13 protein-coding genes are annotated in these 11,945 nt (G+C 67.5%); 8 read left to right on the top strand and 5 right to left on the bottom strand.

Annotated features, from left to right (window positions below; genetic code table 11):
- The 4 genes from HWY37_RS21460 to HWY37_RS21445 form a co-directional block, all read left to right on the top strand.
- Window positions 1–470, top strand: a 470-nt coding sequence (locus HWY37_RS21460) for an SPOR domain-containing protein (protein WP_246302361.1), incomplete at its 5' end; no start/stop codon positions are given.
- A 78-nt stretch (window positions 471–548) separates the two neighbouring features.
- Window positions 549–1,178: a thiol:disulfide interchange protein DsbA/DsbL gene (locus HWY37_RS21455; protein WP_175205268.1), complete on the top strand. Its 630-nt coding sequence runs from the start codon at window positions 549–551 to the stop codon at window positions 1,176–1,178.
- Window positions 1,179–1,314: 136 nt separating this feature from the next.
- Entirely contained in the window at window positions 1,315–2,529 is a 1,215-nt protein-coding gene (locus HWY37_RS21450; RefSeq protein ID WP_175205269.1) for an ABC transporter substrate-binding protein, read from the top strand.
- A complete protein-coding gene (locus tag HWY37_RS21445) occupies window positions 2,505–3,485 on the top strand; it encodes an alpha/beta hydrolase (RefSeq protein ID WP_176089794.1) in 981 nt (326 codons plus the stop codon). Before HWY37_RS21450 ends, HWY37_RS21445 begins: the two co-directional genes overlap by 25 nt.
- Window positions 3,486–3,529: 44 nt before the next feature.
- Here the strand turns inward: HWY37_RS21445 and metC are convergent, their stop codons facing one another.
- Both metC and HWY37_RS21435 read right to left on the bottom strand, forming a co-directional pair.
- The gene (gene metC, locus HWY37_RS21440; RefSeq protein WP_373418150.1) at window positions 3,530–4,723 is read right to left on the bottom strand and encodes a cystathionine beta-lyase; all 1,194 of its coding nucleotides are present in this window, start codon (window positions 4,721–4,723) and stop codon (window positions 3,530–3,532) included.
- Between the two features lie 82 nt (window positions 4,724–4,805).
- Entirely contained in the window at window positions 4,806–5,531 is a 726-nt protein-coding gene (locus HWY37_RS21435) for a nitroreductase (RefSeq protein WP_175205271.1), read from the bottom strand.
- A gap of 136 nt (window positions 5,532–5,667) precedes the next feature.
- Here HWY37_RS21435 and HWY37_RS21430 point away from each other — a divergent pair, with 136 nt between their 5' ends.
- Window positions 5,668–6,294, top strand: a complete 627-nt coding sequence (locus HWY37_RS21430) for a LysE family translocator (protein WP_175205272.1) — start codon at window positions 5,668–5,670, stop codon at window positions 6,292–6,294.
- A gap of 44 nt (window positions 6,295–6,338) precedes the next feature.
- On the opposite strand, the gene HWY37_RS21425 is transcribed toward HWY37_RS21430, so the two are convergent.
- Window positions 6,339–7,406, bottom strand: coding sequence for an MBL fold metallo-hydrolase (locus HWY37_RS21425; protein ID WP_176089793.1), 1,068 nt, complete (start codon window positions 7,404–7,406; stop codon window positions 6,339–6,341).
- A 72-nt stretch (window positions 7,407–7,478) separates the two neighbouring features.
- Between HWY37_RS21425 and HWY37_RS21420 the strand changes: the two genes are divergently transcribed.
- Window positions 7,479–7,859, top strand: coding sequence for a MerR family transcriptional regulator (locus HWY37_RS21420; RefSeq protein ID WP_175205274.1), 381 nt, complete (start codon window positions 7,479–7,481; stop codon window positions 7,857–7,859).
- A gap of 10 nt (window positions 7,860–7,869) precedes the next feature.
- Window positions 7,870–8,202 (top strand): YnfA family protein, encoded by a 333-nt coding sequence (locus tag HWY37_RS21415; RefSeq protein WP_175205275.1) that lies wholly within the window; start codon window positions 7,870–7,872, stop codon window positions 8,200–8,202.
- Window positions 8,203–8,308: 106 nt separating this feature from the next.
- Here the strand turns inward: HWY37_RS21415 and HWY37_RS21410 are convergent, their stop codons facing one another.
- Window positions 8,309–9,280 carry a Bug family tripartite tricarboxylate transporter substrate binding protein gene (locus HWY37_RS21410; protein WP_176089792.1) on the bottom strand — a complete coding sequence of 324 codons (972 nt, stop codon included), beginning with the start codon at window positions 9,278–9,280 and terminating at the stop codon, window positions 8,309–8,311.
- A 58-nt stretch (window positions 9,281–9,338) separates the two neighbouring features.
- Complete coding sequence (locus tag HWY37_RS21405; RefSeq protein ID WP_176089791.1) at window positions 9,339–10,514, bottom strand: M20 aminoacylase family protein; 1,176 nt, start codon at window positions 10,512–10,514, stop codon at window positions 9,339–9,341.
- Window positions 10,515–10,760: 246 nt separating this feature from the next.
- On the opposite strand from HWY37_RS21405, the gene HWY37_RS21400 reads away from it, so the two are divergent.
- Window positions 10,761–11,939, top strand: a complete 1,179-nt coding sequence (locus tag HWY37_RS21400) for an isovaleryl-CoA dehydrogenase (RefSeq protein WP_176089790.1) — start codon at window positions 10,761–10,763, stop codon at window positions 11,937–11,939.
- The last annotated feature ends 6 nt before the right edge of the window (window positions 11,940–11,945 follow it).

Here is an 11,945-nt window from a genome sequence, read left to right as displayed (position 1 = left end):
CGCCGCTGCCGGGCGCCGGCACGGCCACCGGCCCGGCCACGGGTACGGCCCCCTCCAAGGGCGACGACACCCCCGCCAAGCTGGACGACCTGGGCGCGCTGATTGCCACGCTGCCGACCTCCAAGGCGCCTGCCGCCGTGGCGTCCGCCGCCCCCAGCCAGGCGCCCACGCCCATCTCCAAGCCCGCCCCCGCCGCGCCCGCGCCGGCCCCCAAGCCGGCCGCCACCGCGTCCGCGGCTACCGGCACGTACTACCTGCAGGCTGGCGCGTTCCGCGGCGAAAACGACGCCGAATCCCTCAAGGCCCGCATCATCCTGCTGGGCCTGCCGGTGGCGGTGCACAAGGCCGAAGTGAACGGCAAGCCCATCAACCGGGTACGGGTGGGCCCCTTTGCCCGCCTGGACGACATGAACCGCGCCCGCGGCAGGCTGGGCGAGAACAAGATCGAAACCGCGGTGGTGCGCCAGTAATGCGCGTCACTGCCGCGGCCATTGAACTTATCCGGCCCTGGCCCTGTCTGTAACTTTTTACTCAGGAACCTCTCATCCATGCTGTCCCCCAAGATTATTCGCATCCTGGCCGCGGCCGCGCTGACCGCCACGGCATTCTTCAGCCCCGCGAGCCACGCGCAAGGCGCGCAGCAGTACGTGCCCATCAATCCGCCGCTGCCGTCGGATACCCCGGGCAAGATCGAGGTCCTGGAATTCTTCGCCTACACCTGCCCGCACTGCGCCGCCATGGAGCCCATGGTTGAAGACTGGGCCAAGACCGCGCCCCCGGACGTGGTGCTCAAGCAAGTCCCGATCGCGTTCAACGCCGGCATGAAGCCGCTGCAGCAGCTCTACTACACGCTGCTGGCCCTGGACCGCCCGGACCTGCACCCGAAGGTCTTCGCCGCCATCCACGGCGAACACAAGCGCCTCTTCGACAAGAAGGCCATGGGCGAATGGATCGCGACCCAGGGCGTGGACCGCGCCAAGTTCGACTCGGTCTTCGATTCGTTCAGCGTGCAGACGCAGGTGCAGCGCGCCAACCAGCTGGCCGACGCCTACCGCATCGACGGCACGCCGTCGTTCGCCGTCGGCGGCAAGTTCATGACCTCGCCGGTCATGGCGGGCAACAGCTACGAAGGCGCGCTGAAGGAAGTCACCCGCCTGATCCCCATGGCGCGCAACTGATACGCCCCAGCCGGAATCCGCAACGCCCCGAGCCGCCAGGCCGGGGCGTTTTTCTTTGGGTCCGCCGCAGGCGCCCGCGCTACACTTTCCCCACAACAAATCGCCGCGACAGCGGCACACAATGGGTGGAAGACAAATGAAGCAGCGATTCCCGCGCAGCCGCGCGATGCTGGGCCTGTGCCTGGCGCTGGCCGCCGGCCTGGCTCAGGCCAATGAAGCCGATGGCGTGAAGATCGGCGTACTCACGGACATGGCGGGCGTCACCGCCGACGCCACCGGCAAGGGTTCGGTCGAAGCGGCCCGCCTGGCCATCGAGGAAATGGGCGGCACCCTGTTGGGCAAGCCCATTTCCCTGGTCTCGGGCGACCACCAGCACCGGCCCGACATCGGCAGCGGCATGGCGCGCAAGTGGTACGACACCGACGGCGTGGACGTGATCGTGGACGTGCCCAATTCCTCGGTGGCGCTGGCGGTGCAGGGCATCGCGCGCGACAAGAAGAAGCTGGTGCTGTTCTCCAGCCCCGGCACCACCGCGCTGACCCAGGCGCAGTGCTCGCCCTACGGCGTGCAATGGACCTACACCACCTACGCGCTGTCGCGCGGCACCGCGACCGCGGTGGTCAACGAGGGCAACAAGCGCTGGTTCATCCTGGCGTCCGACTACGCCTTCGGCAAGCAGCTGGCGGCGGACACCGAGGCCGTGGTCAAGGCCAATGGCGGCGAGGTCGTCGGCACCGTCTTCCACCCGCTCAATGCATCGGATTTCGCGTCCTTCCTGTTGCAGGCGCAGGCTTCCAAGGCGCAGATCATCGCCATCGCCAACGCGGGCGGCGACACCATCTCGGCCATCAAGCAGGCGGCGGAATTCGGCATCGGCGGCGCGCAGCAGCTGGCGGCCATGCTGCTGCTGATCACCGACGTGCACAGCCTGGGCCTGCAAGCCGCGCAGAAGACCTATCTGACGGTGCCGTCCTATTGGGACATGAACGACGGCACGCGCGCCTTCGCCAAGAAGTTCGAGGCCCGCGTGGGGCGGCCGCCCACCTTCTTGCAGGCCGGCGTCTACGGTTCGGTGCGCCATTACCTGCAGGCCGTGAAGGCCGCCGGCACGGTGGACGCGGACGCCGTGATGGCGAAGATGAAGTCGCTGCCCATCGACGATCCCTTCAGCCTGAACGCGCGCATCCGCGAAGACGGCCTGGTGGTGCGCGACATGATGCTGGCGCAGGTCAAGACGCCGGAACAATCCAAGGCGCCCTGGGACTACTACAACATCGTGCGCAACATCCCCGGCGCCACGCTGGCCTGGCCGCTGTCGGAAAGCCAATGCCCGCTGATCAAGAAGCCATGACCCAGGCAGTGCCCCCAACAGTGACCCTGGCCGACTTCGGCAGCTTTTACGCGGGCGGCCGGCAGGTGCGCATCGACGGCCTGCCGCGGCGCGACATCGCGTTCACGCAGAGCGCATCGCTGGCCTACGACCCCAACGGCCTGTATCACTTCGAGCAGGCCTACGTGCAGTACTTCATCCCCGCGCGGCTGTCTCATCCGCTGCCCGTCGTGCTGCTGCATGGCGGCGGCATGACGGGCGCGATGTGGGAGCAGACGCCGGACGGCCGGCCCGGCTGGATGCAGCACTTCCTGCGCCAGGGCCATGCCGTCTATGTGGTGGACAACGTCGAGCGCGGCCGCGCGGGCTGGGCGCCTTTCAAGGAAGTCTGGCCGGAGCCGCCCATCATCCGCAATGCCGAGGAAAGCTGGACGCTGTTCCGCTTTGGCCGCGCCGAGGACTACGCAGCGAGGCGCGCCTTCGAAGGGCAGCGCTTTCCGGTCGCAGCCTTCGACGCCTTCATCCGCCACGCGGTGCCGCGCTGGCTGGGCAACAACGATGCGGCGCTGCGCGGCTTCTGCGCGGTGCTGGAGCGCGTGGGGCCTTGCCTCGTAATGGCGCACAGCCACGGCGGCGAGGTCGCCTACCGCGCGCTGCATGCGCGGCCGGACCTGGTGCGCGGCGTCATCGGCATCGAGCCCTCGGGCTTCTCGCCCGAGGTCGCGGCCGAAGCCGTGGCGGACAAGCCCTTCCTGTTCGTCTATGGCGACTATCTGGACGCGACGCCGCTATGGGTGCAGCTGTGCGCCACCGGCCAGGCCTATGCCGATGCGCTGGCGTCCCACGGCGCCCGCGTGCAGACCTGGCGCCTGGCCGACATGGGCATCGCCGGCAATTCGCACATGCCCATGATGGACGACAACAGCGACGACATCGCCGCCCGCATCGGTGACTGGATACGCGGCGCGGCCGCCTGAAGGCGCCGCGCCGGACGGGTTCAACCCGGGTTTCTGCCCGAGGTTCAACCTTGGACGGCCGCGGCCTTTTCCAGCGCCTGGGTCAGGTCGGCGATGACGTCCTCGGGCGACTCCAGGCCGATGTGCAGGCGCACCAGGGCGTTGTCGCCTTCGCCCCAGTAGCGGTGCTTGGCCAGGTCCTTGCCCGACACCAGCTGCACCAGGCTTTCATAGCCGCCCCAGGAAAAGCCGATGCCGAAGAGCGTCAGCGAATCGACGAACACGCGCGCGGCGGCCGGCGACAAACGCAATTCGACCGACAGCATGCCGTTGGAGCCGGTGCAGTCGCGCTGCCACAGCGCGTGGCCCGGATCCTGCGGCCAGGCCGGGTGGAACAGGCGCACCGTCTCGGGGCGGCTCTTGAAGAATTCGCACACCTGCATGGCGTGGCGCGCGTGCTGGGCCATGCGGATGGGCATGGTGCGCACGCCGCGCAGCGCCAGCCAGGCGTCGTCCGCGCTGATGGAATAGCCCATGGCGTACTGGGTGCGGTTGAGCTTGCGGGCGATCTGTTCGTCATTGGTGACGACCGCCCCCAGCATCAGGTCGGAATGCCCGCCCACGTACTTGGTGCCGGCGATGACGGACACCTGCGCGCCCAGCGTCAGCGGACGGTAGATATAGCCCGAACCCCAGGTGTTGTCGGTCGCCAGCACCAGCCCGCGGCTCTGCGCGAAGGCGGCCATGGCGCCCATGTCCAGCATCTCGAACAGCAGGGAGCCCGGCGACTCCACATACAGCAGCTTGGTGTTGGGACGCACCAGCTCTTCCAGGTCTTCGCCGGCCGCGAAATACGTGATCTCGATGTTCATGCGCTTGAGCACGGCGTCGTCCAGCTCGCGCATCGGGCCGTAGACGCAGTCCGAGATCAGCGCGTGGTCGCCGGCCGAGCACAGAGCCATCATGACCATGGTCATGGCCGACAGGCCCGAGGGAGCCAGGTAGCAATGGGTGCCGCCTTCGAGCTGGGTAAAGACTTCCTCCAGCGCCGCATGCGTGTCCATGCCCATGCGCCCGTAGGTGGAGGCCCGGCCGCCTGCGGCCTTGCTGCGCTGGGCCTTTTCAAGCGCGGCGAGGTTCTCGAAGCGCACCGTGCTGGCCCGCATCGGCGGCAGGGGCACCGGCGCGGTGCCGGTTTCTGGATTGAACGGGGCGGTGCCTGCGTGCTGCAGAAGCGTATCGATGTGTTTGGTGGGCATCTTCAGTGGACTGCTTGCGGATGGACAGGAGCGAAAAAACGGCGATCAGGGTGAACCATATCAGGCCAGGCGCGGCCTGTCCCTATTCGCCGACCCAGGTAACGGTCTCGGACTGCGCGGCGCGGTTGGTGCGGTAGCTGTTGGCGGGATGCGCCGTGTCCGCATAGCCGAAGGAAATGCCGCAGACCACGCGACGGTCGGCGGCAATGCCGAGCTCCTCGCGCAACACTTCCGGGTACATGGCCAGGGACGCCTGCGCGACGGTCGCCACGCCGTTGGCCTGGGCCGCCAGCAGGAAATTCGCGACATAGCCGCCGCAATCCATCGCGCCGTATTCGCCCAGCGTCTCGTCGGTGGTGACGATGGCCACGTGCGGCGCGTCGAACAGCTGGAAGTTGCGCATTTCCTGGCGGCGGTAGGCCTCGCGGTCGCCGCGCGCCACGCCGACCGCGCCGTAGAGCTGGAAGCCCGATTCGCGCCGGCGCGCCAGGTACTCGCCCTGGTACTCGCGCGGAAACGGGAAGTCCGGGGTAAAGCCGGATTGTTCCGCCCTGCGCTGCAATGCGCCGCGCAGGCGCTCCGTGCCCGCGCCTTCGGTGATCGTCACCTGCCAGGGCTGGCAGTTGCACCAGGACGCGGCGCGCTGCGCCAGGGCCAGGATGCGTTCGATGGTGCCGCGCGCGACCGGCTCGGGCAGGAACGCGCGGCAGCTGTGGCGCGCGTGCAGCCAGGCTTCGAGCGCGGCGTCGGGGCGCGCGCCGGCGTCCTGCAAGGGTTGCGGGGCTTGCGGCATGGCGTTGGGGGGCATGGCTGTCGTCTCTCCTGGTCGGCCCGCAAGCGTCCCGCCGGGGACGCATCGGGCATGCATGTTGGGCACGTCTTTGCCTTTATGATGCCACTTCCGGCCTCCCGGAGCCGGCCGACCCGTTCCAGGCGACCCCCTCATGCTGCCCATCGACACCCTGATCGCATTCTTCGGCATTGCCGTCCTGCTGGCCCTGACCCCGGGGCCGGACAATCTGTTCGTGCTGATGCAGTCCGCCATCTGGGGCCGCAAGGCCGGCATGTTCGTGGTGCTGGGGCTATGCACGGGGCTGCTGGGACACACGGCCGCCGTGGCCGTGGGACTGGCCGCCGTGTTCGCGGCCTCGCCCATGGCTTTCACCGTGCTCAAGCTGGCGGGCGCGGCCTATCTGGCCTACCTGGCGTGGCAGATCCTGCGCGCGCCGGTCGACGCCGAGGACGGCAAGCGGCCTGAGCCCATGAAGCCCGGCGCGTTGTACCGCCGCGGCATCGTCATGAATCTGACCAATCCGAAGGTGCTGCTGTTCTTCTTCGCCTTCCTGCCGCAGTTCACCTCGCCGGCGCTGGGCCGCGTGGGCGTGCAGACCATGCAGCTGGGCGCGGTCTTCATGGTGTCGACGCTGCTGGTGTTCGGCGCCATCGCGTTCTTCTCGGGCGCGTTCGGCGAACTGCTGCAACGCTCGGTGACCGCCAAGCGCTGGCTGAACCGCATCGCCGCGCTGGTTTTCGTCGGCCTGGCGGTGCGCCTGGCGACTGCCTCGCGCTAAGCGCGAGGCAGCGGCCGATTCGCGGCGCGCCGCGACCGGCGCGCTCAGACCGCCGTGAACCGCACGATGCCGTCCGCGCCTTGCGCGCGCTTGAGCTTGCCTTCGAAATACAACGCATGCAGATGCGCCAGCGCCTCGCCCATGGCGAAGGTCAGCTGGTGCAGGTCGAGCTTGCGCTTGAACAGCACCGGCACGATGTCCGTGGTCGATTGCGGCTGGGCGGCACAGGCTTCCAGCACTTCCGCCAGGCGGTCGCGGTGGTGTTCATGCTGCTGCGTGATGCGCTCGTGCAAGCCCTTGAAGGGGCGGCCGTGCGAGGGCAGCACCAGCGTGTCCTCGGGCAGGTCGGCATAGCCGTCGAGCGAACGCAGATACAGGGGCAGGGGATTGGCGTCGGGTTCGTAGTCGAACACGCTGACGTTGGTGGAAATGCGCGGCAGCACCATGTCGCCCGAGATCAGCACGCGCAGGTCCGGCGAGTACAGCGAGGCATGTTCCGGCGCATGGCCGTAGCCCACGATCACGCGCCAGTCGCGCCCGCCGATGCGCACCATGTCGCCGTGCATGATGCGGGTGTAGCGCGCCGGCACGGCCGGCACCAGGTTGGGGTAGTAGCTGGCGCGCTGGCGGATCTGCTCTTGCGCGTCCGGATCGGTCAGGCCGTGGCGGGCAAAGTGCTCGACCGCCGACTGGCCGCCCGGGCCGCCGCCGCTTTCACCGCGGCGCGAGGACCACAGCGATGCCACCATGAAGTCCGTCATCGTCATCCACAGCGGGGCGTTCCAGCGTTCGCACAGCCAGTGCGCCAGGCCGATGTGGTCGGGGTGCATGTGCGTGACGATCACGCGCAGCACGGGCAGGCCGTCGAGTTCGTTCTCGAACACGTCTTCCCACAGCGTCTTCACTTCGTCGCGCGTGATGCCGCAGTCGACGATGGTCCAGCCGTCGCGGCCGTCGATGTTGTCGCGCAGCAGCCAGAGGTTGATATGATCCAGCGCGAAAGGCAGAGGCATCCGTATCCATTTAACCCCGTCCGCCACCACGTGCGAACGACCGGCTTCAGGCTGGAAATCTGTCCAGGGATACTGCAGTTTTTGTTCGTTGGGGTTCATTGCCTCTCCTCCACGCTTGACGATCGGGTCAAGTCATCATAATTTACGTTTACGTAAACTGCCACACGTCGCATGTCCCCGTCAACCTGGACCATCTCAGAGCTCTCCCGCGAGTTCGACGTCACGCCCCGCACGATCCGCTTCTATGAAGACCAGGGGATCGTCAGCCCGGCGCGCGAAGGCCGCAACCGCATCTTCGGGCCGCGCGATCGCACGCGCCTGAAGCTGGCCCTGCGCGGCAAGCGGCTGGGCCTGCAACTGTCCGAGATCCTGACCCTGATCGACATGTACGACGGGCCGGGCGACACCGAGGTCCAGCTGCGCCAGTACCTGAGCGTGCTGGAACAGCACCGCGCCACGCTGGAACAGCAGCGCCGCGACATCGAGGATACGCTGCGCGAAATCGCGCAGCAGGAACAGCAATGCCGCGAGCTGCTCGCGCAAAAGCCCTAGGCGCGCGCGCATGGGCGCCCTGCAGACCCTCGCGCTGTTCATCCTGACCGCGCTGGCCGAGATCGTCGGCTGCTACCTGCCGTACCTGTGGCTGCGCAAAGGCCACTCCATCTGGCTGCTTGCGCCCGCCGCGGCCAGCCTGGCGCTGTTCGCCTGGCTGCTCACCCTGCACCCCACGGCCTCGGGCCGCGTGTACGCGGCCTATGGCGGCGTCTATATCGGCATGGCGCTGCTGTGGCTGTGGGCCGTGGACGGCGTGCGTCCCAGCATGAGCGATTGGCTGGGCGTGGGCCTGTGCCTGGCCGGCATGCTGGTGATCATGTTCGGCCCGCGCAGCGCGTAGGCTGCGACCAGCCTCCGCAAGAAAAGCTCCACAGTCCTGCCCGACCCGAAAAAAAGCGCGCGTACCCCAAAGGATCGCGCGCTTCCTGCTTCCAGTCAGGCAGAGCTTATTCAGCCTTGATGTTGCCTTCCTTGATGACGCGGGCGTTGTTCGCGAATTCCGCCTGCACCTGCTTGGCGAAGGGCTCGCCCGCGCCGGTGCCCGGCTGCAGGTAGGACTTGGCCAGCAGCTCCTGGAACTCGGCGCTGGCCATCGCCTTGGCCAGGGCGGCCTGCAGCGGCTGCGCGACGGTGTCCGGCAGCTTGGCCGGCGCGAAGATGCCGAAGTTCGAGTAGTACTGCGCCTGCGGCATCTTGAGCTCGGCCATGGTCGGCACGTCGGGCCATGCGGCCAGGCGCTCCGGGGCCATCACGGCCAGCGGCTTGAGCGCGCCGCTGGCGACGTGCGGCAGCACCACGTCGCTATTGACCACCAGCAGCTCGACCACGCCGCCCAGGCCGTCGGTCAGCGCCTGGCTGTTGCCGCGGTAAGGCACGTGCAGCATCTGGGTGCCGGTCTGCGCCGTCACGGCCGACATGCCGATGTGGGCCACGGTGCCCTGGCCCGGCGTGCCGTAGCGCACGCCGTCGGGATGCGATTTGGCGTAGTCGATCAGGCCCGCGAAGTCCTTCACCGGCAGCGCCTTGGTGGCGACGATGGCGACCGGCGCGACGGCCACGCTGGCCACCGGCGTCAGATCCTTCATCGGGTCATAATTGGTCTTGGCCAGGTGCGGGAAGATCGTCAGCGGGCTGGTGGAGGCCAGCAGCAGGGTCGCGCCGTCCGGCTGCGCGCGCGCCACGAAGTCCGTGCCCACGGAGGCGCCGGCGCCCGGCTTGTTCTCGACGATGACGGTGGCGTTGCTTTCCTTGCGCAGGACGTCGCCCAGGCGGCGCCCGATCGCGTCGGCGCTGCCGCCCGCGGTGTAGGGCACGACCAGCGTGACCGTCTTGGTCGGCCAGCCTTGCGCCATCGCGCCGCTGGCCATGATCGCCAAGGCCGCCCCCGCGGCCTTGATCAGCAATGTCTTCTTTTTCATATCGTCCTAGTTATGTTGCGTGGCACTGCATCAGATAAAACGAAAAGCGTGAAGCACTTCAGGCCAAATAGCGTTGCGCCAGGCGTACCCAGTACGACGCTCCTGCCGGAATCAGGGAATCATTGAAGTCATAGCTGGCGTTGTGCAGCATGCAGGGGCCCAGGCCGTGACCCGCCAGGCGGTGCTCGCCGTCGCCGTTGCCCAGGAACACGTAGCAGCCGGGCTTTTCCTGCAACAGGAAGGCGAAGTCTTCCGAAGCCATGGCCGGCTCGATCACCAGTGCCTTGTCCTCGCCCACGACCTCGCGCATGACTCCCATGCAGAACTCGGTCTCGGCCACGGTATTCACCAGCGCCGGGTAGCGGCGCTCGAAGAACACGTCGGCCTCGCAGCCGTGCGCCGCGGCGATGCTGCCGGCGATCTCCTTCATGCGGCGCTCGATCAGGTCGACCACCGCCGTGCTGTAGGCCCGCACCGAGCCGCCCAGCCAGGCGCTGTCCGGAATGACGTTGATGACGCTGCCGCCGGCCTGCACCTGCGTGATCGACAGCACGGCCGCGTCCAGCGGGCGCTTGCTGCGCGTGAGGATGGTCTGCAGCGACTGGCCGATGGCGAACAGCGCCGGCACCGGGTCGCTGCAATCCTGCGGCGCGGCGGCGTGGCCGCCCTTGCCGCGGACGGTGATCTTGAAGCCGTTGGCCGCCGCCATCATCGGGCCGGCACAGACGCCGAAGGACCCGGCGGGCAAGCCCGGCCAATTGTGCATGCCGAACACGGCCTCGCAGGGGAAGCGCTCGAACAACCCGTCCTGGATCATGGCGCGAGCGCCCGCGCCGCCTTCCTCGGCCGGCTGGAAGCACAGGTATACGGTGCCGTCGAAGCCGCCTTCGGTCTGAAGGTGGCGCGCGGCGGCCAGCAGCATGGCGGTGTGGCCGTCATGGCCGCAGCCGTGCATCTTGCCGTCGTGGCGCGAGCGGTGCTCGAACTGGTTTTCTTCCTGCATGGGCAGCGCGTCCATGTCGGCGCGCAGCATGATGGCGCGGTCCGAGGCGCCACGCTTGATCACGCCGACCACGCCGGTCTTGGCGATGCCGGTGTGGGTTTCGATGCCCCAGCCGCGCAGCGTGTCCGCCACGACCTTGGCCGTGCGGTGCTCTTCGTAGCAAAGCTCCGGGTGCATGTGGATATCGCGCCGCAGCGCCACAATTTCGTCCAGATTGGATAGTTCGAGCACGGCAGACTCCGTCGCAATGATTCAGGATTCAAGGATCGGCTGGCATGTTACCCAGCGCAACTCCCCAGGCAACCCGGAATTACCTAGGGATAACCCGACTCCAATTTACGTTTACGTAAACGTAATATTTGCAGTGCATCATTGCGCAGCGATGGCCGATCGGCGCATCATGAGCCACGCGCGGCAAGCTGGCGCCGGACACAGGCGCCCAAAAAATAGTAAGTACCTACTATCACGGAGACAGCGATGAACCTTCCCGGCCTGAACTTCGACCTGGGCGAAGATCTGGACATGCTGCGCGACGCGGTGCGTAATTTCGCACTGGCCGAGATCGCGCCGCGCGCCGCAGAAGTCGACCGCAGCGACCAGTTCCCCATGGATCTCTGGCGCAAATTCGGCGACCTCGGCGTGCTGGGCATGACGGCCGACGAGGAATACGGCGGCGCAAAAATGGGCTATCTGGCCCACATGGTCGTGATGGAGGAAATCTCCCGCGCCAGCGCGTCCATCGGTCTGTCCTACGGCGCGCACTCCAATCTGTGCGTGAACCAGATCAACCGCAACGGCACCGCCGCCCAGAAGGCCAAATACCTGCCCAAGCTGATTTCCGGCGAACACGTGGGCGCCCTGGCCATGAGCGAGCCGGGCGCCGGTTCCGACGTGGTCAGCATGAAGCTGCGTGCCGACAAGAAGGGCGACCGCTACGTGCTGAACGGCACCAAGATGTGGATCACCAACGGCCCCGACGCCGACACCCTGGTGGTCTACGCCAAGACCGACCCCGAGGCCCACCAGCGCGGCATCACCGCCTTCCTGGTGGAAAAGGGCTTCAAGGGCTTTTCCGTGGCGCAGAAGCTGGACAAGCTGGGCATGCGCGGCAGCCACACCGGCGAGCTGGTGTTCCAGGACTGCGAGATTCCCGAAGAGAACGTGCTGGGCCAGGTCAACGGCGGCGTCAAGGTGCTGATGAGCGGCCTGGACTACGAGCGCGCCGTGCTGTCCGGCGGCCCGGTCGGCATCATGCAGGCCGTGATGGACGTGGTCGTCCCCTATATCCATGACCGCAAGCAGTTCGGCCAGGCCATCGGCGAATTCCAGCTGATCCAGGGCAAGGTCGCGGACCTGTACACCACGCTGCAGGCCAGCCGCGCCTTCTGCTACCAGGTCGGCAAGAACCTGGACCGCCTGGGCGCCGAGCACGTGCGCCAGGTGCGCAAGGACTGCGCCGCGCTGATCCTGTACACCGCCGAGAAAGCCACCTGGATGGCAGGCGAGGGCGTGCAGATCCTGGGCGGCAACGGCTACATCAACGAGTACCCGGTGGGCCGCCTTTGGCGCGACGCCAAGCTCTACGAGATCGGCGCCGGCACCAGCGAAATCCGCCGCATGCTGATCGGCCGCGAACTCTTCAACGAAACCGCCTGAGCGACG

This window comes from Achromobacter anxifer (assembly GCF_903652925.1).
Taxonomy (GTDB): Bacteria; Pseudomonadota; Gammaproteobacteria; order Burkholderiales; family Burkholderiaceae_B; genus Achromobacter; species Achromobacter anxifer.
The sequence above is the reverse complement of the archived record's forward strand: the minus strand, read 5'-3'. Positions and strand labels throughout refer to the sequence as shown.

Excerpts from the sequence above, each read along its gene's own strand:
- HWY37_RS21455 (WP_175205268.1), top strand. The coding sequence starts at position 549 with ATGCTGTCCCCCAAGATTATTCGCATCCTGGCCGCGGCCGCGCTGACC.
- HWY37_RS21450 (WP_175205269.1), top strand. The coding sequence starts at position 1,315 with ATGAAGCAGCGATTCCCGCGCAGCCGCGCGATGCTGGGCCTGTGCCTG.
- HWY37_RS21445 (WP_176089794.1), top strand. The coding sequence starts at position 2,505 with ATGCCCGCTGATCAAGAAGCCATGACCCAGGCAGTGCCCCCAACAGTG.
- metC (WP_373418150.1), bottom strand. The coding sequence starts at position 4,723 with ATGCCCACCAAACACATCGATACGCTTCTGCAGCACGCAGGCACCGCC.
- HWY37_RS21435 (WP_175205271.1), bottom strand. The coding sequence starts at position 5,531 with ATGCCCCCCAACGCCATGCCGCAAGCCCCGCAACCCTTGCAGGACGCC.
- HWY37_RS21430 (WP_175205272.1), top strand. The coding sequence starts at position 5,668 with ATGCTGCCCATCGACACCCTGATCGCATTCTTCGGCATTGCCGTCCTG.
- HWY37_RS21425 (WP_176089793.1), bottom strand. The coding sequence starts at position 7,406 with ATGAACCCCAACGAACAAAAACTGCAGTATCCCTGGACAGATTTCCAG.
- HWY37_RS21420 (WP_175205274.1), top strand. The coding sequence starts at position 7,479 with ATGTCCCCGTCAACCTGGACCATCTCAGAGCTCTCCCGCGAGTTCGAC.
- HWY37_RS21415 (WP_175205275.1), top strand. The coding sequence starts at position 7,870 with ATGGGCGCCCTGCAGACCCTCGCGCTGTTCATCCTGACCGCGCTGGCC.
- HWY37_RS21410 (WP_176089792.1), bottom strand. The coding sequence starts at position 9,280 with ATGAAAAAGAAGACATTGCTGATCAAGGCCGCGGGGGCGGCCTTGGCG.
- HWY37_RS21400 (WP_176089790.1), top strand. The coding sequence starts at position 10,761 with ATGAACCTTCCCGGCCTGAACTTCGACCTGGGCGAAGATCTGGACATG.